15 protein-coding genes, 2 tRNA genes and 3 rRNA genes are annotated in these 20,905 nt (G+C 46.0%); 5 read left to right on the top strand and 15 right to left on the bottom strand.

The window, feature by feature from the left end; genetic code table 11:
- Window positions 1-107: 107 nt before the first annotated feature.
- Both HQN60_RS08315 and wrbA read right to left on the bottom strand, forming a co-directional pair.
- Entirely contained in the window at window positions 108-479 is a 372-nt protein-coding gene (locus HQN60_RS08315) for a DUF2069 domain-containing protein (RefSeq protein WP_254456600.1), read from the bottom strand.
- Window positions 476-1,078, bottom strand: coding sequence for an NAD(P)H:quinone oxidoreductase (gene wrbA, locus HQN60_RS08310; protein WP_173533207.1), 603 nt, complete (start codon window positions 1,076-1,078; stop codon window positions 476-478). The genes HQN60_RS08315 and wrbA overlap by 4 nt, the downstream gene beginning before the upstream one ends.
- Window positions 1,079-1,145: 67 nt before the next feature.
- Here wrbA and HQN60_RS08305 point away from each other — a divergent pair, with 67 nt between their 5' ends.
- Window positions 1,146-2,381, top strand: coding sequence for a YihY family inner membrane protein (locus tag HQN60_RS08305; protein WP_173533206.1), 1,236 nt, complete (start codon window positions 1,146-1,148; stop codon window positions 2,379-2,381).
- Here HQN60_RS08305 and aroB read toward each other — a convergent pair.
- The 7 genes from aroB to HQN60_RS08270 form a co-directional block, all read right to left on the bottom strand.
- A complete protein-coding gene (gene aroB / locus HQN60_RS08300) occupies window positions 2,312-3,400 on the bottom strand; it encodes a 3-dehydroquinate synthase (protein WP_373281560.1) in 1,089 nt (362 codons plus the stop codon). The two genes, HQN60_RS08305 and aroB, sit on opposite strands and share 70 nt — an antisense overlap.
- Window positions 3,400-3,915: a shikimate kinase gene (locus HQN60_RS08295; RefSeq protein WP_254456599.1), complete on the bottom strand. Its 516-nt coding sequence runs from the start codon at window positions 3,913-3,915 to the stop codon at window positions 3,400-3,402. The genes aroB and HQN60_RS08295 overlap by 1 nt, the downstream gene beginning before the upstream one ends.
- A 67-nt stretch (window positions 3,916-3,982) precedes the next feature.
- Window positions 3,983-6,067: a type IV pilus secretin PilQ gene (locus HQN60_RS08290; RefSeq protein ID WP_217390071.1), complete on the bottom strand. Its 2,085-nt coding sequence runs from the start codon at window positions 6,065-6,067 to the stop codon at window positions 3,983-3,985.
- Window positions 6,064-6,588, bottom strand: a complete 525-nt coding sequence (locus HQN60_RS08285; protein WP_173533203.1) for a pilus assembly protein PilP — start codon at window positions 6,586-6,588, stop codon at window positions 6,064-6,066. The genes HQN60_RS08290 and HQN60_RS08285 overlap by 4 nt, the downstream gene beginning before the upstream one ends.
- Window positions 6,589-6,609: 21 nt before the next feature.
- A complete protein-coding gene (locus HQN60_RS08280; protein WP_173533202.1) occupies window positions 6,610-7,239 on the bottom strand; it encodes a type IV pilus inner membrane component PilO in 630 nt (209 codons plus the stop codon).
- On the bottom strand, window positions 7,236-7,826 hold the full coding sequence (locus HQN60_RS08275) for a PilN domain-containing protein (RefSeq protein ID WP_173533201.1): 591 nt from the start codon (window positions 7,824-7,826) through the stop codon (window positions 7,236-7,238). The genes HQN60_RS08280 and HQN60_RS08275 overlap by 4 nt, the downstream gene beginning before the upstream one ends.
- A complete protein-coding gene (locus HQN60_RS08270) occupies window positions 7,823-8,896 on the bottom strand; it encodes a pilus assembly protein PilM (RefSeq protein ID WP_173533200.1) in 1,074 nt (357 codons plus the stop codon). Before HQN60_RS08270 ends, HQN60_RS08275 begins: the two co-directional genes overlap by 4 nt.
- Window positions 8,897-9,126: 230 nt before the next feature.
- On the opposite strand from HQN60_RS08270, the gene HQN60_RS08265 reads away from it, so the two are divergent.
- From HQN60_RS08265 to HQN60_RS08250, 4 genes are all read left to right on the top strand, one after another.
- On the top strand, window positions 9,127-11,337 hold the full coding sequence (locus tag HQN60_RS08265) for a penicillin-binding protein 1A (RefSeq protein WP_254456598.1): 2,211 nt from the start codon (window positions 9,127-9,129) through the stop codon (window positions 11,335-11,337).
- Window positions 11,338-11,584: 247 nt separating this feature from the next.
- Window positions 11,585-12,193 (top strand): nucleotidyltransferase domain-containing protein, encoded by a 609-nt coding sequence (locus tag HQN60_RS08260; protein ID WP_173533198.1) that lies wholly within the window; start codon window positions 11,585-11,587, stop codon window positions 12,191-12,193.
- 9 nt (window positions 12,194-12,202) lie between these two features.
- Window positions 12,203-12,946, top strand: a complete 744-nt coding sequence (locus HQN60_RS08255) for a flagellar brake protein (protein ID WP_173533197.1) — start codon at window positions 12,203-12,205, stop codon at window positions 12,944-12,946.
- Window positions 12,946-13,782 carry an NAD(P)H-hydrate dehydratase gene (locus HQN60_RS08250; protein ID WP_173533196.1) on the top strand — a complete coding sequence of 279 codons (837 nt, stop codon included), beginning with the start codon at window positions 12,946-12,948 and terminating at the stop codon, window positions 13,780-13,782. The genes HQN60_RS08255 and HQN60_RS08250 overlap by 1 nt, the downstream gene beginning before the upstream one ends.
- A gap of 195 nt (window positions 13,783-13,977) precedes the next feature.
- On the opposite strand, the gene rrf is transcribed toward HQN60_RS08250, so the two are convergent.
- The 6 genes from rrf to HQN60_RS08220 form a co-directional block, all read right to left on the bottom strand.
- Window positions 13,978-14,091 (bottom strand): 5S ribosomal RNA (gene rrf, locus HQN60_RS08245).
- A 226-nt stretch (window positions 14,092-14,317) separates the two neighbouring features.
- Window positions 14,318-17,210: ribosomal RNA gene (locus tag HQN60_RS08240) — 23S ribosomal RNA — on the bottom strand.
- Window positions 17,211-17,570: 360 nt separating this feature from the next.
- Window positions 17,571-17,646: transfer RNA gene (locus HQN60_RS08235), tRNA-Ala, on the bottom strand.
- Between the two features lie 7 nt (window positions 17,647-17,653).
- A tRNA-Ile gene (locus tag HQN60_RS08230) sits at window positions 17,654-17,730 on the bottom strand.
- 64 nt (window positions 17,731-17,794) lie between these two features.
- A 16S ribosomal RNA gene (locus tag HQN60_RS08225) occupies window positions 17,795-19,328 on the bottom strand.
- Together the 16S, 23S and 5S rRNA genes with 2 tRNA genes alongside form the textbook arrangement of a ribosomal RNA operon.
- A gap of 405 nt (window positions 19,329-19,733) precedes the next feature.
- Window positions 19,734-20,897 (bottom strand): THUMP domain-containing class I SAM-dependent RNA methyltransferase, encoded by a 1,164-nt coding sequence (locus HQN60_RS08220; protein ID WP_173533195.1) that lies wholly within the window; start codon window positions 20,895-20,897, stop codon window positions 19,734-19,736.
- Window positions 20,898-20,905: the final 8 nt, after the last annotated feature.

The following is a 20,905-nucleotide window of genomic DNA, read 5'->3' as shown; positions in this document are numbered from 1 at the left end:
CAGCAGCTCAAGCCGAAACAATAAACCTAATTAGCACTAAATCATGGGTATATTCATAAAGGCGTTTAAAGAAAAGTAATTCAGCCATATACCCATTCCACCGCCAATTAATTTTGTGCCAATAAGCTCGGTCGTGAATATTTAGCGTATAAGGTTGCACTCACAAAACTCACCACCGTTAGCACCACTTGAATCCCTGCCAATACTTGTGACAAACCTTGGTCACTCCATGCGCGCATCACGCCTTCCATAAAAAAAACCAGCACAAACATGGTGTACCACTGATAGGTATAACGGCGGCCATGCAATAAACCGCGTAACGGCAAAAATAAAATCAGCGCTTTTAATACCACCCAAGAACCACCGGGCTTAAGCGGCGCCAGCCATAATTCCCATGCCGTGGTTAGTAAAATCATCGCCACCAAGGCAATCACAGTCATGCTTTGCAATGCCGGCAAATTGGCAGGACTTAATTTCATTCACTTCTTCCTTTTAATTTCAGTGCAATTTCAGCTAATCGACGCCCTTGCGCCAAGCACAGCACTCGCTCAGAGTCGGAAATCGATTGATTTGACTCAGTCCCAGCCCAATGGCTCGGCCCATACGGCGTACCACCGGTCGTGGTCGACATTAAAGCGGTTTCTGAATACGGCGTCCCGACAATCAACATACCGTGATGTAACAGCGGCAACATCATCGTTAGTAATGTGGATTCATTGCCACCGTGCAATGTGCCAGAACTGGTAAAGACTGAAGCCGGTTTGCCGATCAAAGTACCTTTGAGCCAGTCGGCAATGGTCGAATCCCAAAAATATTTCATCGGTGCCGCCATATTGCCAAATCGAGTCGGGCTACCCAGCGCCAGGCCATCACATTCAAGTAAATCGTTGAGCGTGACATATGGCGCCCCTGCATTTGGAATATCCGCCTCGGTGGCTTCACACACTGTAGAGATCCGCGGCACAGTGCGTAAACGTGCAGAACAGCCAGCAGTTGCTTCAATGCCACGTGCAATGAGTTGCGCCATCTGACGCGTAGCACCGTGGGTTGAGTAATACAAAACAAGGATTTCAGTCATTATCTTAACAGGGGCGGCTTTCAGGATGCGCTATTATAATGGGATTCGCTTCTTATCGTTGTCTGCTATGAATTTTGCTAACACTTTCCCGCAACTGGCCCGAATTAGCGGCTTTTCTCGCTTCGTCGGTCAACGTCTACTCAATGATCGTTGCCTCGAAACCGCCGGTAGCCTGACATTTACCACTTTGCTGGCGGTCGTGCCGCTGTTTACTATCGCGATTACGCTGATTTCGGCTTTTCCGATGTTCAGCATCAATGTGGGTAAATTTCGCGGTTTTATCCTCAATAACTTAGTACCCGAAGCCTCCGGCAAAGTGATTGGGGTGTATATGCGCCAATTTGCCGCCAATGCCGATAGTCTCACCACCATGGGCATGATTGGCTTATTGGCCACGGCGCTATTGATGATGTTTACCATTGAGAAAACGTTTAATTCTATTTGGCGCGTTAAACGCCCCAGAAAACTACTGTCTCGCACGCTCACTTATTGGGCCGCACTCACTTTAGCGCCCATTTTAATTGGTTTAAGTTTGTCACTCACCAGCTGGATATCGCAAAACTCAGGCCTAGGTGGACTCAACATCCCCATGTTGCAGATATCTTCATGGCTGCTGATGTTTATTACTTTGGGATTACTGTATCTCACGCTCCCCAATTGCTTTGTCCCACGTTCGCACGCCCTAATTGCGGCACTGTTTAGTAGCGCGTGCCTCGAATTGATGAAGATGCTGTTTGGTTTGTATATCAAGCAATTCACCACATACAACTTGGTTTACGGCACTTTTGCTAGCTTTCCGATCTTTTTGATGTGGTTGTATTTGTGCTGGGTCTTGATTTTGGCAGGGGCGGTATTGTCTGCGAGCTTATCGTATTGGCATGGCAATGGCTGGCGCTGGGATAATCATCACGGCACGCGCTTTGAGCAAGCCGTACAGATTTTAGCCGCCTTAGCCCGCGCCCATCAAAATGGTGAAGTACTGCACATCGATCAATTACGCCGCAAAGTTGAGCTAGGCATCGATGCCACACAGCAATTATTAGAGCAAATGACCGCTAAACAATGGGTTGAGTCAACTCGGGATGGCGAATGGATTTTAGCGTGTAGCAGCGAGCGAATTAGTTTGCTGACGGTATTTGAATTGGTGGTAAGCCCACTCAATAGTGAAGTCGATAGCGGGCTAGAATCGCATCTAGAGTTAGCCCGCTCGGCTTTAGATCTATCGCTTGCAGATTATTTGCTGGACTCGCAGCCCGCCAATAGCGCGGTATCAATCGCGATCTCGGGTAATTCACCGATATAAGCTTCACCCAATTGGCGCAGCAAGATAAATTTAATTCGACCAGCGTCGACTTTTTTATCTTGCGCCATTAAAGCTTTATAACGCTCGCCACCCAAAGCCGGAGAAACCACCGGCAAGCCGGCTCGTTGCAATAGATTGATCACGCGATCCACGTCAGCGGCTTGCAAATGCCCTAATGCGCGCGAAGCATGCGCTGCGAGCACCATCCCCGCGGCAACGGCTTCGCCGTGCAGCCAAACGCCATAGCCCAAACCCGCTTCAATGGCATGGCCAAAGGTATGCCCCAAATTGAGTAAGGCGCGCTGACCAGTTTCTTTTTCATCGGCAGCCACAATTCGCGCTTTATTTTGGCAGCAGCGTTCAACGGCATAGGCGATTAAATCCACATCACGCGCCATTAAAGCATCCATGTTTTCCTCAAGCCAAACGAGAAACTCTAGATCGTCAATCAAGCCATACTTAATGACTTCGGCCATACCTGCAGAAAACTCACGCTGCGGCAAAGTCGATAGCGTACTTAAATCTGCGAGTACCAGCTTGGGCTGATAAAACGCGCCCAGCATATTTTTACCCAAAGGATGATTAATCGCGGTTTTACCACCGACCGATGAATCAACCTGAGCCAGCAGCGTCGTTGGAATTTGAATAAACGGCACGCCGCGCTGATAGACCGCAGCCGCAAAGCCGGTCATATCACCAATAACACCACCACCTAAAGCGACTAGGGTTGTTTTGCGCTCGGCACGTGCAGTTAATAACGCATCAAAAATTAAATTTAAACTGTCCCAAGTTTTATATTTTTCACCATCAGGCAGAATGATCGACTGACATTCAACGCCAGCAGCTTCTAATTGAGCCACTAAACCCGCCAAGTACAACGGTGCAATGGTCTCATTGGTGACAATGGCAACGCGCTTTTGCGCAAGCAATGCAATCAGTGGCTCGACGGACTGAAGTAAACCTTCGCCGATCAAAATCGAGTACGGGGCGTGGTCAATATCAACGTGTACATTACGGATCATGTCTGACGCTCCAATTCTTTCAGCAATAATTGCAAAAGGGTATTCACAGTTTGTTGGCTGGTATCAATCACCAGATCGGCCACTTCGCGATACAGCGGATCGCGTTGTTCGTAGAGTTCTTTGAGTTTGCCTAAGGGATCTGCCGTTTGTAATAAAGGCCGATTTTTATCGTGGCAAGTGCGTGAATACAGCTCTTCAGGGCTAGCGCGCAAATAAATCACATAGCCATTACGCCGTAAATGATTCCGGTTAATTGGGTTTAAGATCGCGCCACCACCGGTTCCCAATACAATGCCTTGTAATTTGGAAAGCTCGGCGATGGTCTCTGCTTCTCGCTCACGAAACCCACTCTCTCCTTCGATTTCAAAAATCATAGGAATACGAGCGCCAGTCCGCGCTTCGATTTCATGATCCGAATCATAGAAAGTTTTCTGGGTTGCACGCGCAAGGGCACGCCCCACGGTCGTTTTGCCAGCCCCCATTAGGCCGACTAAATAAAAATTGCCTGGCATTCTCATGCCAGGCATTTTACTTGAATCTAAGTTCCTTAGCGAGCCATGGCCTCGCTACGTTGCTAGATTATCGCAGCGTTAAATCCGATTCCAATACCCGAGGCGTCAAGAAAATTAACAACTCTCGGCGCTCTTTCTTGTTTGATCGATTCTTAAACAAATTACCCAACACCGGAATATCACCCAAGAGTGGTACTTGCGTAATCGTATTGCTGGAGTTTTCGATAAAAATACCACCAATCACCACGGTGCCGCCGCTTTCAACCAAGACCTTGGTTTTAATTTGTTTAGTATTAATCGCTGGGCCATTTATGGTTTCGGTTCCTCGGCTGTCTTTATTCACATGTACATCCATAAATACGCTGCCATCTGGCGTAATTTGTGGCGTAACTTTTAATGACAACGTGGCCTTTTTAAATTCAACTGTGGTGGCGCCATTTTGCGACGAAGTCGAATATGGAATTTCTTGACCATCTTCAATCACCGCCTCAACTTGATCAGCAGTCACCAAGCGCGGGCTCGAAACGATTTTCAACTTGCCATCTTGCTCTAATGCGCTCAATTCCAGACCCAAAATACCATCAGAACCGGCAATCAACATGGCAATTGAGCCGGGATTAAAACCGGTAATCCCTGCGGCAGGCAAACTCACCGAAGGCACATTGCCACCAATGGCTGGCCCAGGGAAAGTAGAACCACCTGGACTGGTGTAATCTTTGCTGGTTAAATTGCCGCCAAACGCCGTATCGCCTTTAGCATATAAACCATGCAATTTCACACCTAGCTGGCGTTGAAAGCCGTCTTCAGCCTCAACAATCCGCGCTTCAATCATCACTTGGCGCACTGGGATGTCAATTTTGGTCAATAACTCACGAATTTGCTCAAGCTTAGATGGAATGTCTTGCACCACCACTTGATTGGTACGTGGATCAATGACCGCAGAACCGCGTGGCGAAAGGATTTTCTGTTTTTCATCACTTAAAATCGTTTTCAACGCATCGGCTTTATGATATTTCAATTGGAAATATTCAGTACGAGTTGGCTCTAATTCAGAAATTTGTTTACGATTTTCTAATTCAGATTTCTCTTTCGCCGCCAATTCATCCCGTGGCGCAATCCACATCACATTGCCGGTTTTGCGTTGATCAAGCCCTTTGGCTTGCAAAATAATATCCAGCGCTTGATCCCAAGGCACGTCTTTTAATCGCAAGGTTAATGCACCACCAACCGAGTCACTGGTAATAATATTTAACCCCGTAAACTCTGCGATAACCTGCAATACCGTACGCACTTCAACATTCTGGAAATTCAAAGATAATTTCTCACCTTTGTAATTCGCTTTACTTGCCGCTTTATCTTTATTGGCGCTGGCATCACGTACTTCAACAACAAAGCGATTTTCTGTTTGATAAGCCGAGTATTCCCAATTGCCCTTAGGCTCAATCAGCATTTTGACTGAGTCGCCCTGCGCATGCGTTTCGATTTTCTGAATTGGCGTGCCAAAATCAGTCACGTCAAGCTGGCGCTCTAGATTTTTTGGTAAGCCCGCTTTTGAAAAATCAACCACTAGATTTTTACCTTGCTGGCGAATATCAATGCCAACATTAGGGCTGGATAAATCAATAATGACTTTACCTTCACCGGCTGAACCACGTCGAAAATCAATCGCTTGAATTCCTTCTGCTTTGCTGCTGGATTTCGCATCTGAAAACTGCGTATTACTCCGAACAGGTGCGCTATTGACGGCGGTATTTGCAGCGGCTGCCGCATCAACCGTAATCAAATAGGAATTGCCTTCAACGCTGGTTTCATAACTGGCTTGTTTTTGTAAATTAAACACTAAGCGAGTGCGACCGGTACCTTCGGCAACATTCACCGAGCGCAATGCGGCACCATTCACGGGATAAACATTCTTCCCAGTTTGATTTGCGGTATTGGCAAAATCAAATGCAATCCGAGGCGGCGTATTCACAGAGAAGCTGGTTGGTGTTGGTGGCGCACTATTAAAGGTGACTTTAATAATTTGCTTATCTGCACTGACGTTGCTGACTTCAACATTGGTGATATTGGCCGCGTCGATTGCAAATGCAAATGGCGTTAACAAACATAAAGCAAAATAGCTTAAACGCGCTAGGCTCTTATTCATTTTCATTTTTTCTGCTCCGCATCATCCAAGCCCAAGACAGTCGTTCGCTCTACCCAATCGCCACCACTGTCTTCAACAATTTCTTTTAATGTAATTTCAGTTTCTGACACTTTAGCGACCATGCCAAAATTTTGCCCCATATAACTACCTTGCTTAACTCGATACAAATTACCATCAGGCGCACGAATTAGCGCTTGTACTGCGGCACCTTGTTGTAAAGTCCCAACCATGCGTAGTTTTTCAAGGTCGTAATTTTCTAAAACCTCTTTTACACGATTCATATTCGGCGCTAAACCGCTACCATTGGTCTTTTTGGCCAATTCCATTTTACTAGTTCGAAATGGATCAGCGATTTCAAAGGCCTCATAAGGAAATGCAATATATACCTTTGCCTCAGGCAAGGGCTCTATTTTTCCTCGCAAGCCTTTTGATTGTTCGACCATCCATTCTTTTAAATCACTATGTTCATCGCCAAAACAGCCGGTTAATCCCGTTAGCAACAATACATAAAGGAGCCATCTTTTCACAATATTTTCTCCGATAGACCTTTATTTTTTCTTTTTACGCGCTTCAGCTTCAGCCTGACGAATCGCTTGTAGTTCAGCCTCATCCAATGCGCGATAAGTTTTGATTGTCGCTTCCATGGTCAGCAGCTGATCTTTTGAAGTGCTTAATTTAATATCACTTAAAATCACAATTCGTGAAAGCTGCGCAATATCACTCACAAAAGCAGCTAGATCATGATAGCTACCAGTGACTTTAATTGAGATCGGCGCTTCGACAAATTCAGCTGTTTTTATCTCAAGGCCAGGTTTGAATAGTTCAAACAATAAACCACGCCCTACACCTGCTTGATTTATCTCAGTCAGCAATGTTTCCATTTCAGAGCGATTTGGCAATTGCTTGAGTAAAGCACCAAACGATTGTTGAATTTCTAACAACTGCTGCTTGTATTCAGCGAGATTAATGGCTCGTTTTTTCTTATCAATAAATTCAGTTTTTAATTGAACTTCTGTTGCTTGCCCCGCATCCAGTTCTTCGACCTGAGCGCTCCAAACATAAAAATAACCTGCAGCAATTGTTAAAACTAATACGACGATCAATGAGCCTAACTGAACCTGTATTGGCCAATTCCCTGCATCTTTTGGATCTAAATTTCTTAAATCATCCAATGTCATTGCTGGCCTCTCTTCACTGAGCTAGCTGTATTTTCTGCTGGCTCATCAACTCGTGTTAATTTTATGTTTAATGTGAAGTCAGATAATCTTTGATTACCTACAGAAGCTGATTTTACTTCGATCAACAGTGGCTGCTCAAAAACAGGAGAATCGTTTAGATTGCGCATTAATGTGGACACGCGCGCATTAGATTGCGCGTAGCCGGTTAATACCAATTGCTCATTGGTTTGCTTAACCTCTTTCAAATAGACACCCTCAGGCACTTGTCGTGTTAACTGATCAAGTAAATGAACTGTTTCTGTTCGATTAGATTGCAAACGCTCAACAATTTTTTTCCGATCAAGCAAAGCTTGTTTCTCGGTTTTTAATTTGTCAATTTCTGCTATTTCTCGATCGAGCTTGGCGTTTTCTTCGGTCAAAAAGTGATTACGTCCATTTTGAATATCTACTTTTGCTGAAAGCACCATATAACCAGCGAGTATTACCCCCACTGCCAGCAAAAAAGACATAATCAACATTGACACATATTGCCGCTGCCGTGCCGCACGCTTTTGTTCGCGATGTGGCAATAAATTAATCCGAATCATACTGGGTCAAACCTCCGCATAGCCAAACCACATGCAATCAGCAATGAAGGCGCATCCAGTTGAATTTGCTTACCTTTGATCTTGCCAGTTGACATACTAAAAAATGGGTTTGCCCGCATAGTACTGGCGACCTGAGTACGACTTGAAACCGCTTCATCGAGGCCATGAATCACGCTACACCCTCCAGCCAAGAGGATATGATCCACTGCATTGTAATTACTGGAAGTGTAGAAAAACTGCAGCGAGCGAGAAATCTCCAGCGCCATCGTATCCATAAATGGCTGCAATACATCTGGCTCGTAATTATCAGGCAAACCACCTTGACGCTTGGCTTGCTCAGCCTCTTCGGCTGACATATTGAATTTTCTTTGAATCTCTTGGGTGAGTTGATTGCCAGCATAGCCTTGATCACGACTATAAATTGACTGACCATCTTTAAAGATATTCATGTGCATTGCTGTTGAGCCAATATCGACAACAGCAACGATTTGATTTTCTCCACCGTTGGGCAATTGTGGACGCATCAATTCAAAAGCTGCCTGTGTGGCGTAGGATTCCACATCCAATACAACCGCCTTTAAGCCTGCTTCTTCAATTGCCGCTACGCGCTCATCGACTTTGTCTTTTTTCGCCGCAGCAATCAGTACATCTTCTTCATCTGGATTATTTGCGGCAATCCCTAGCACCTGAAAATCAAGGTTAACTTCATCTAAAGAAAATGGAATATATTGATTAGCCTCGGTTTCTACTTGGCTCTCAAGCTCGCGCTCGCTCATGCCTGCTTGCACTAAAATCTTTTTAGTAATAACCGCTGAGGCCGGCAACGCTGCGGCTACATTTTTAACCTTACTTCCCATCCGCCGCCATGCATTTCGTATTGCATGTGCCACGGCTTCGGAATTCACGATATTATTATCCGTCACCGCATCTTTAGGTAAAGGCTCAATAACATAGCGCTCAAGGCTAAAATTGCGCCCCGCTTGACTCAGCTCAACCATCTTTACGGCAGAAGAGCTGATGTCTAGACCGATAAGCGGAGGAGCTTTCGGTTTAAGAAAATCGAGGTTCAACGCAATATTCCCTATTGTAATTGGTAAAAAATCCTATCAGTGACACCTTACTCCTGTAAAGTAAGCTAACTCTTAATCTCTTTTTTTGCAACATCAGTACAAAACCCGTAAATTACCACTCACTGAATAATAGATTCATACTCATGGCAAAAAAATTAATTATTTCCCTATTTATAGTTTTCTTTGGAATTACAATCATCGGCATAAGTTTAGCGGCTTTAGCTGTAATTGTGACCTATCCAAAGTTGCCTCCGCTCAATGCGCTAACTGACTACAAACCTAAAATTCCATTGCGAATTTTCAGTGAAGATAAAGTTTTAATTGGTGAGTTTGGCGAAGAAAGACGGGCATTTGTTCCCATCAATCAAGTTCCACCCATGATGATTAATGCGCTACTGGCAGCAGAAGATGAGCGTTTTTATCAGCATGGTGGCATTGATTATCTCGGTGTGCTACGCGCCATTGTTGGCAATGTAATTTCTGGGCACTCCCAATCGGGAGCCAGTACGATCACGATGCAGGTTGCCAAAAATTTCTATTTATCCAATGAAAAAACTTACACTCGCAAGTTCAATGAAGCCTTACTTGCATTCAAAATTGAACACAATTTATCTAAAGATCAGATTTTAGAACTTTACATTAACCAAATTTATTTAGGTCAGCGTGCTTACGGCTTTTCTTCTGCCGCGCAAACTTACTTTGGAAAAAACCTCAAAGACCTTTCAATTGCTGAATTTGCTATGTTGGCCGGCTTACCCAAAGCGCCATCAGCCTACAATCCAATTGTCAATCCAAAACGAGCAACATTACGTCAAATGTATGTGCTGCGCAGAATGGCCGAGCTTAATTTTATTGATGCCGCACAGTACAAAGCAGCACAAACAGAACAATTAGTATTTAGCCGTAATAGCCAGCAGTTCCCTGTTCATGCTGAGTATGTCGCTGAAATGGTACGGCAAATGATGTTTAAAAAATATCAAGAAGCGACCTACACACAAGGGTTCCAAGTCTTTACAACAATTAATAGCCAAGCACAAAATGAGGCTTATAGTGCATTGCGTAGCGGCATTCTCGATTACGATAATCGTCATGGTTATCGAGGTCCAGAAGGCTTTATTGATGCGGCACTACTGGCCAATCAAGTTGACGAGCAGCTCGATGAAGCACTCAGCAACATCAAAGAAGCAGATGACTTACGTCCGGCCATTGTATTAAGTAGCAATAACAAAGAAGTTCGTGCTTACTTGCAAGGTGGCGAACAAATTACGATTCAAGGTGATGGCTTACGCTTTGCACGTAGCGCCCTATCCGATAAAAATACTCCCGCAAACCGGATCCGGCCTGGCGCTATCATTCGAGTGAACGCAACTGAAAAAGGCTGGGCAATTAAACAACTTCCTGAAGTCGAAGGTGCAATTGTCGCAATGGATCCACAAAATGGTGCGATTCGAGCGCTGGTTGGTGGCTTTGATTTTAATCACAATAATTTTAATCATGTCACTCAAGCATGGCGACAACCCGGCTCTAGCTTTAAACCGTTCGTTTATTCGGCAAGTTTAGAGCGCGGGGTCACCCCAGCAACCATGATCAATGATGCACCCTTGGTTATTGAAGTTGGTGGGCAACGCTGGGAACCGAAGAACTACGATGGTCGTTTTAGAGGCATGACCTCGGTGCGTAAAGCTTTAACCCTATCGACGAACTTAGTGTCAGTGCGGATTTTACAAGCCATCGGTACCGACTATGCCCAGCAACATCTAACTCGCTTTGGCTTTGACCCGAAACAGCATCCAGCCTATCTGACCATGGCGCTTGGAGCGGGCAGCGTCACGCCGTTGCAATTGGCAGAAGGCTACTCGGTATTTGCCAATACCGGCTACCGTGTTCGCTCATTTTTTATTGATCGAATCGAAGATGCGCGCGGTAAAGTATTAGCGCAAACCCAGCCAGAGGTTGCCGGAAAAAATGCACCACGCACGTTGGATACGCGCAACGCTTTCATCATGAATTCCATGATGGGTGATGTCATTAAAATGGGTACCGCAACGAAAGCTAAAGTACTAGGCCGCAGCGATTTAGCGGGCAAAACCGGTACAACCAATGATGCTTATGATGCTTGGTTTGCAGGTTATCAAGCTAATTTAGTCACCATTACTTGGATTGGTTTTGATCAACCTAAATCACTCGGCGCACGCGAAACCGGTGGCGGTGCCGCGCTGCCTATTTGGGTGAATTTCATGGGCAAAGCACTCAAAGATATTCCTGAATCACCTTGGGTCATGCCAGATGGTGTCACCAGCCGAACTACCGAAACAGAGCGCGGCCCGATTACCGAATATTTTTATCAAGAGTTTCAATCTACCAATCCACAACTTGGTCTAAGTGGTGGCAGCGAGACTGAAGCAGCACCGATCGATGAAATTAAAGAGCAATTGTTTTAACGCTCAGTTGACGAAAAATAACGCAGCAAGCACAGATTAATTAACCGTAATCTACTGAGTTAAATCGCCGTCGTTTTAATGACTCAATGATAGAAAAACCGATGTATATCTTTAGGAGCCAGATGTTAATTAGGCTTCATCGATATACATCGGCCTATAAATTATGCTGTTGTTAAAACATTGTCCTGCCATAATGATGTATTGATGCATTACTCTCCCTTGAACTCGTGCTACAAGGAAAGACGGTATGTCTATCACAACGACATTAATATCTTCCCACCGCGATAAAATGGCCCAACGTGCGGCACAATTGATACACGAGGGTCGAGCTAAAAATTTTGAGCAAGCACGTCGTCAAGCCTGTCTCGAATTAGGCTTATCCAGCAAAGAGATCGGCGCTTGCACTGCTGAAATAGAAGCTGCAATGGCGCATTATCAGCACTTATTTTGCCCCGATTTTGATGAAGATTTACTTAAATTACGCCAAAAAGCATTGGCTTTAATGCTTTTTTTCCAGCAATTTGAGCCATATCTCGTGGGTTCGATACTCAAGGGTAATGCCAGCAAGCATTCCGATATCAATCTCTTGGTTTACTCTGATGACCCCAAAATTGTTGAAATATTTTTATTAAATCAACAAATAGACTACTCAAGTAAAGAGAGAAAGACGCAATATCGTCAAACCGATTCTCCAACAATTGCTTTCTGGTTTGATCAAACAGAAGTACATTTACAAATATTGCCCAGTGTCGCCCGTCATCAATACGCCAAAAAAAATGAGCGCGCTAATTACCGACAACTTCAACAACTGATTGCAGACTGTCAATCGACACAAACTCTTGCATCAGAGGAATAGGATTAAATTATGGCTAGCAACTCCTCATTAACGCCGATTCGGCTCAAAGACCCTAGCCCTTATTTAGTCCATGATCGCGATGAGATTTTTCTTGTATTAACTCGGCTAGCTAAAAAACCTGAATTAGTTTGTCTGTATGCCAATCAACAAAGTGATGTATTTATTTTGAGTGCATTACTTCAGGTAAATCAAAACAATCTTATTTTCGATCTAGGCCGAAATGCAGAGTTAAATCAACGGCTACTTTCTGCAAAAACAATCTGTTGCGTTGCACACATTAATAGCATTCATTATCAATTTGATTTAATCGTGAGTGCGGCCACAAGTATTAATGAACAAGCTGCTATTGATTGTTTATTTCCAACGCAAATGCTGAGTTTGCAACGTCGAGATTTTTACCGGCTCTCGATTCCATTATCGACCCCATTATCTTGTCTTATACCATTACAACAAGGTGGCGATGTCGAGATTTCAATGTCAGATATTAGCCTTGGTGGAGTTGGCCTACTCGGCTTTGTGCCTGATATTTCACTCGAAATTGGCAGTATTTTGCACAATTGCCGTATTGAGTTACCCCAAATAGGTCTGATTACCGCAGATATTGAAATATGCACGAGTAATGAACTGATTATGAAAAACGGCATCCGCACCATTCGTAGTGGTTGTCGATTTATTAATTTATCCGGTTCAGGGCAAACCTTGGTACAGCGCTATATCAACCATGTTGAACGCAAGCGCTTGGCACTAGAATAATGACACTTCGAGCCAGCTCTGAACTACTTCCTGCTTTACGACAATTAATTCGACCATTAGATACCCACAAAGGCCTCTACGGGAGCGTGGGTATACTAGGCGGTGCATCAGGAATGATTGGTGCGGCATTACTTGCAGGACGCGCAGCACTGCATTTAGGGGTCGGCAAGATTTGGATTGGCTTATTAGACTCACGGCTACTCGTTGATCCAAGTCAGCCGGAATTGATGATTGTCGCTACGAATCAAATATTAAAACAAAACCCAAGTCATTTACTCATCGGCCCAGGTTTAGGGCAATCCCAACAAGCAACCGAGCTATTACATCACTGTTTAATGAGTTGCTTGCCATTAGTACTTGATGCTGATGCATTGAACTTAATTGCGCAAGAATCTGAGTTTCAATCACTACTGCGCACTCGAGCCGCAGTAACAATCATTACCCCTCACCCTGCCGAAGCGGCACGTCTGCTTCAGTGCCCCACAGAAACAGTACAAGCTCAACGTGAAACAGCCGTCAAAACGCTGAGTAATGAGTTTTGTTGTCACACTATCCTTAAAGGCAGCAACACTTTAATCGCCAATCAACAGGAGATTTGGATCAATACGAGTGGCAATTCAGCACTGAGTAGTGCTGGGCAGGGCGATGTCTTGAGTGGGGTTGTCCTAGCACTATTGGCACAAGGCCTAAGCGCAATAGAAGCAAGCTGTTGCGCAGCCTATTTACATGGCTGCGCCGCCGATTCATGGAGAAAAAAACATCCCAATGGTATTGGTCTAACCGCCAGCGAAACCTGTTTATTGGTGCGTGAAGAACTCAATCTACAATTAAACTAAGTCAAGCACATTGCTAAATTCGAGTTTCAAACAAGATTAGCAATAAACAATAACGACAGGTATATTCCTCAGCAGTATATATTGCAAGGGCTAGGAAGAGATACAGTACATCGGTATCTACAATTTGTACTCCAGCACCGAAACGACGCATAGCAAAAAGCCCGACTCTTTCGAATCGGGCTTCTCTATAGGGAAGTCTGGCAATGACCTACTTTCACACGGGCAATCCGCACTATCATCGGCGCTGAGGTGTTTCACTGTCCTGTTCGGGATGGGAAGGAGTGGGACCACCTCGCTATGGTCGCCAGACATTAAACTGTCTGGTGCAACTCTTTCGAGCTACACGAGAGTTATCGCATTCAGCCGCTATCTTTTCAGACCGCAACCTACAACGCTAACTCGTAAAATCAATAGAAGAAGTAATTATACTACACACCAATCAACACCATTTAAGTATTTTTTGTAGTTCAGCGCTTTCACACCGTCCTACTTTGGGTCAATTATATCCATCGTCGCACTACGCGCTTCAGGTTATAGGATCAAGCCTCACGAGCAATTAGTATTGGTTAGCTTAACGCATTACTGCGCTTCCACACCCAACCTATCAACGTCCTGGTCTCGAACGACTCTTTAGAGGATTTAAAACCCTAGGGAAATCTCATCTTGAGGCAAGTTTCGCGCTTAGATGCTTTCAGCGCTTATCTCTTCCCGACTTAGCTACCCGGCAATGCCACTGGCGTGACAACCGGTACACCAGAGGTCAGTCCACTCCGGTCCTCTCGTACTAGGAGCAGCCCCTCTCAAATTTCCAACGCCCACTGCAGATAGGGACCAAACTGTCTCACGACGTTTTGAACCCAGCTCACGTACCACTTTAAATGGCGAACAGCCATACCCTTGGGACCGGCTACAGCCCCAGGATGTGATGAGCCGACATCGAGGTGCCAAACTCCGCCGTCGATGTGAACTCTTGGGCGGAATCAGCCTGTTATCCCCGGAGTACCTTTTATCCGTTGAGCGATGGCCCTTCCATACAGAACCACCGGATCACTATGTCCTGCTTTCGCACCTGCTCGACTTGTCGGTCTCGCAGTTAAGCCGCCTTTTGCCATTACACTATCAGTACGATGTCCGACCGTACCTAGGCGACCTTCGAGCTCCTCCGTTACAATTTGGGAGGAGACCGCCCCAGTCAAACTGCCTACCATGCACGGTCCCCGATCCGGATAACGGACCAAGGTTAGAACCTCAAAGGGGTCAGGGTGGTATTTCAAGGACGGCTCCACAGAAACTAGCGTCTCTGCTTCAAAGCCTCCCACCTATCCTACACAAACCACTTCAAAGTCCAATGCAAAGCTACAGTAAAGGTTCACGGGGTCTTTCCGTCTAGCAGCGGGGAGATTGCATCTTCACAAACACTTCAACTTCGCTGAGTCTCGGGAGGAGACAGTAGGGCCATCGTTACGCCATTCGTGCGGGTCGGAACTTACCCGACAAGGAATTTCGCTACCTTAGGACCGTTATAGTTACGGCCGCCGTTTACTGGGGCTTCGATCAAGAGCTTGCACCCCATCAATTAACCTTCCAGCACCGGGCAGGCGTCACACCCTATACATCCACTTTCGTGTTGGCAGAGTGCTGTGTTTTTGATAAACAGTCGCAGCCCCCATTTCTCTGCGGCCTTATATAGCTCCAAACGCAAGGTTCTTCACCTATAAGGCACACCTTCTCCCGAAGTTACGGTGTTAATTTGCCGAGTTCCTTCTCCCGAGTTCTCTCAAGCACCTTAGAATACTCTTCCTACCCACCTGTGTCGGTTTGCGGTACGGTTCAATATAAGCTGAAGCTTAGTGGCTTTTCTTGGAAGCAGGGTATCAGTTACTTCATCACCTAAGTGAATCGTCATCATGCCTCAGCGTTAACAGCGTCCCGGATTTGCCTAAGACACCCGCCTACACACTTAAACCAACTATTCCAACAGTTGGCTAACCTAACCTTCTCCGTCCCCACATCGCACTTATATCAAGTACAGGAATATTAACCTGTTTCCCATCGACTACGCATTTCTGCCTCGCCTTAGGGGCCGACTCACCCTGCGCCGATGAACGTTGCGCAGGAAACCTTGGGTTTTCGGTGAGGGAGCTTTTCACTCCCTTTATCGCTACTCATGTCAGCATTCGCACTTCTGATACCTCCAGCATCCTTCTCAAGACACCTTCACAGGCTTACAGAACGCTCCTCTACCATATGCCATAAATGGTCATATCCGCGTCTTCGGTTATCAATTTGAGCCCCGTTACATCTTCCGCGCAGGACGACTCGACCAGTGAGCTATTACGCTTTCTTTAAATGATGGCTGCTTCTAAGCCAACATCCTGGCTGTCTGTGCCTTCCCACCTCGTTTTCCACTTAATTGATCATTTGGGACCTTAGACGGCGGTCTGGGTTGTTTCCCTCTTGACCCAGGACGTTAGCACCCCAGGTCTGTCTCCCATGCTCGCACTTGACGGTATTCAGAGTTTGCCATGGTTTGGTAAGTCGCGATGACCCCCTAGCCATAACAGTGCTTTACCCCCGTCAGTGATACATGAGGCACTACCTAAATAGTTTTCGAGGAGAACCAGCTATTTCCAAGTTTGTTTAGCCTTTCACCCCTATCCACAGCTCATCCCCTAACTTTGCAACGTTAGTGGGTTCGGACCTCCAGTGCGTGTTACCGCACCTTCATCCTGGCCATGGATAGATCACTTGGTTTCGGGTCTACGCCCAGCAACTATGCGCCCTATTCGGACTCGGTTTCCCTACGCCTCCCCTATTCGGTTAAGCTCGCTACTGAACGTAAGTCGCTGACCCATTATACAAAAGGTACGCAGTCACCCCATTTTTCAAGGGCTCCCACTGTTTGTATGCATCCGGTTTCAGGTTCTATTTCACTCCCCTCCCGGGGTTCTTTTCGCCTTTCCCTCACGGTACTGGTTCACTATCGGTCGATGATGAGTATTTAGCCTTGGAGGATGGTCCCCCCATCTTCAAACAGGATTTCTCGTGTCCCGCCCTACTTCTCGTACGCTTAGTACCACAATTGACTTTTCATATACGGGACTATCACCCACTATGGTTGGACTTTCCATTCCATTCTATTAAGTCTACTGCTATCACGTACAGGCTCTTCCCATTTCGCTCGCCACTACTTTGGGAATCTCGGTTGATTTCTTTTCCTCCGGTTACTTAGATGTTTCAGTTCACCGGGTTCGCTTCGCTAGACCTATGTATTCAGTCTAGGATGACCCAAAAGGGCCGGGTTTCCCCATTCGGAAATCGTGGGATCAAAGCACTTTGCCAGCTCCCCCACGCTTATCGCAGGCTATCACGTCCTTCGTCGCCTATCATCGCCAAGGCATCCACCAGATGCACTTATTCGCTTGATCCTATAACCTCAAACACGTAAAACGTATCTCAGATTACTGAAATCGTATTTGCGACTTGCAAGTGAGTTCTCATTTCACTTGCGGTTCAGTTACACTGGCATGAGACCAGCACAACTGAACAGATACAATCAACCCAATATTTTTACTTTGAAACTAAACTCAATAACAACTGCAAGCAGTTATTCTCAAATCTAATTCCATTACAATGTTTATTGGAATTAATTACTTCTTCTATTTTGTTAAAGAGCGATATTTAATTAATCATTAAATGACTAATCATTCTAATTTTAGAAACCAGAATAAAATACACTGCACATAACAACGTGCAATACATAGAATTCTATTTTCTACAGCAGATAATGGTGGAGGTTAACGGACTCGAACCGTTCACCCCCTGCTTGCAAAGCAGGTGCTCTACCAGATGAGCTAAACCCCCGTGATACTGGTGGGTCAGATAGGAATCGAACCTATGACCCCCGCGTTATCAACACGGTGCTCTAACCAACTGAGCTACTGACCCATATCGTTTCTTTCAAATCTACAGCCGATGAGTGTGAGTACTTAATCTACCAATCTTTCTCTTGAAAGGAGGTGATCCAGCCGCAGGTTCCCCTACGGCTACCTTGTTACGACTTCACCCCAGTCATGAATCCTACCGTGGTAACCGGACTCCCGAAGGTTATCCTAGCTACTTCTGGTAAAACCCACTCCCATGGTGTGACGGGCGGTGTGTACAAGGCCCGGGAACGTATTCACCGCGACATGCTGATCCGCGATTACTAGCGATTCCGACTTCATGCACTCGAGTTGCAGAGTGCAATCCGGACTACGATCGGTTTTGTGAGATTAGCTCCCCCTCGCGGGTTGGCGACCCTCTGTACCGACCATTGTATGACGTGTGAAGCCCTGGTCATAAGGGCCATGAGGACTTGACGTCATCCCCACCTTCCTCCGGTTTGTCACCGGCAGTCCCATTAAAGTGCTCAACTAAATGTTAGCAACTAATGGCAAGGGTTGCGCTCGTTGCGGGACTTAACCCAACATCTCACGACACGAGCTGACGACAGCCATGCAGCACCTGTGTTACGGTTCCCGAAGGCACTCCTCTATCTCTAAAGGATTCCGTACATGTCAAGACCAGGTAAGGTTTTTCGCGTTGCATCGAATTAATCCACATCATCCACCGCTTGTGCGGGCCCCCGTCAATTCCTTTGAGTTTTAGTCTTGCGACCGTACTCCCCAGGCGGTCTACTTCACGCGTTAGCTGCGTTACTAAGCTCCGAAAAGCCCAACAACTAGTAGACATCGTTTAGGGCGTGGACTACCAGGGTATCTAATCCTGTTTGCTCCCCACGCTTTCGTCCATGAGTGTCAGTATTAGGCCAGGGGGTTGCCTTCGCCATCGGTGTTCCTCCACATCTCTACGCATTTCACTGCTACACGTGGAATTCCACCCCCCTCTCCCATACTCTAGCGAGACAGTCATAAACGCAATTCCTAGGTTGAGCCCAGGGATTTCACGTCTATCTTATCAAGCCACCTGCGGACGCTTTACGCCCAGTAATTCCGATTAACGCTTGGACCCTACGTATTACCGCGGCTGCTGGCACGTAGTTAGCCGGTCCTTATTCTTCGGGTACTGTCATCCCCAGCAGTTATTAACCACTAGGATTTCCTCCCCGACAAAAGCGCTTTACAACCCGAAGGCCTTCTTCACGCACGCGGCATTGCTGGATCAGGCTTTCGCCCATTGTCCAAGATTCCCCACTGCTGCCTCCCGTAGGAGTCTGGACCGTGTCTCAGTTCCAGTGTGGCGGATCGTCCTCTAAGACCCGCTACTGATCGTTGCCTTGGTAGGCCTTTACCCTACCAACTAGCTAATCAGCCATCGGCTGCTCCAATAACGTGAGGCCTTGCGGTCCCCCACTTTCCCCCTCAGGGCGTATGCGGTATTAGCACTCCTTTCGAAGCGTTATCCCCCATTACTGGGTACATTCCGATGTATTACTCACCCGTTCGCCACTCGTCAGCGGTGCAAGCACCCTGTTACCGTTCGACTTGCATGTGTAAAGCATGCCGCCAGCGTTCAATCTGAGCCAGGATCAAACTCTTTCGTTTAATCTAGCTGAATTTACATACTTGGCTTAGTACTCATTACTCAAAGAAACACTTGGTTAAAAACCAAGATTTCTTTTAAATCTTGAGTGTAAGCACTTGTTTGACTGGCAAACCAAGCACTCACACTCATCGGCTGTATTTTGTTAAAGATCAGTGGCTTAGACACCGAAACCAGCTGGAAAACCGCTTGTTTCGTTTGCTGTGTCAGCAGCAGAGAGGCCGAACTATACCCACCCACCTAAAATCCGTCAACACCTAGTTGCAAAGAAAACCGAGGCAAGGTGATAAGTTATTGATTTATATAGAATCAGATTTAACTCAAAAATGCAGCAAACGACAAAAACAAACAAGGGCGCTATCGCGCCCTTGCTTTGTAATCACATAAAAACAGTTAAAACGTACTGTTTATTCTTCTTTTGGCTTATCCCGATTGCCGCCAGCAATCATTTTGTACTCAAACAAGCGGCATTCCAGTGGGCCATTAAACAATACCGTGCGTTTTGACGCCTTCAAACGCATATGTTTAGGCATATCTAAGTCGGCAGTGAGGAAATAAGTATTCCAACCGGCAAAGCGTTGCTTTAATAGTGTTGCCCACTGTGGATACAAACTAGCCAAATGCTCTTTCTCATCCATCCGTGCACCATAGGGAGGATTACAAACCCACACGCCAGATTCTGCTGGTGGTTTGGCATCAAGTACATTCAATTGCTTCAACTGAATACTGTCTTGCATGCCAGCCGCTTCAATATTGGCTTTGGCGTGAACCAATACGGTGCTCGATACATCACTACCCATAATGATATTTGGCGCAGCACTAAGTTCTTGTGCTTTTGCTTCAGTCAAAATGTTTTGCCAGAAAGACTTGTCGTACATGCGCATTTTTTGGAATGCAAATTGTCGATCCATACCCGGCGCAACGCGACGCGCAATCATCGCCGCTTCAACAAGGAACGTACCCGAACCGCACATCGGATCATAAAACGCTTGATCTGGCGTCCAACCGCTTAAGGATAAAATCCCCGCCGCTAGATTTTCACGCAATGGCGCGTCACCGGTTTCAACACGATAGCCACGCTTAAACAGCGGCTCACCGGATGTATCTAAATACAGCGTGACGTTTTTCTCTGATAGGTACACATTAATCCGCATATCGGGTGCTTCAGTATCTACGCTAGGGCGATTACCGCATTTAAGGCGGAAACGATCGCAAATACCGTCTTTCACTTTCAACGCAACAAAATTGGTACTGCGTACCGGCGAGCGCACTGCGGTAACACTCACTTTAATGGTGTTTTCTACCGCAAAAATATCCGCCCATTCGGTATCACGTGCCAAACGGAAAATATCGTCTTCCGAACGATAAGGTTTTTCAACCAATTTCCATAAAATCCGACTCGCCACGCGTGAATGCAGATTGGCTTTATACATCAAAGTCCACGGGCCAGAAAAAGCCACACCGCCATCGGTGACGTGAATTTTCTTCGCCGCCAACGCCTCGAGCTCTTTTTCTAGTACAACTTCAAGTCCACGTGGACAAGGAGCAAAAAAATCAAAAATTTGTAGCACAAGTTTCT

The organism is Deefgea piscis (genome assembly GCF_013284055.1).
GTDB lineage: Bacteria > Pseudomonadota > Gammaproteobacteria > Burkholderiales > Chitinibacteraceae > Deefgea > Deefgea piscis.
Note: the sequence above shows the minus strand (reverse complement) of the source record. Positions and strands in the feature narration are given on the sequence as shown.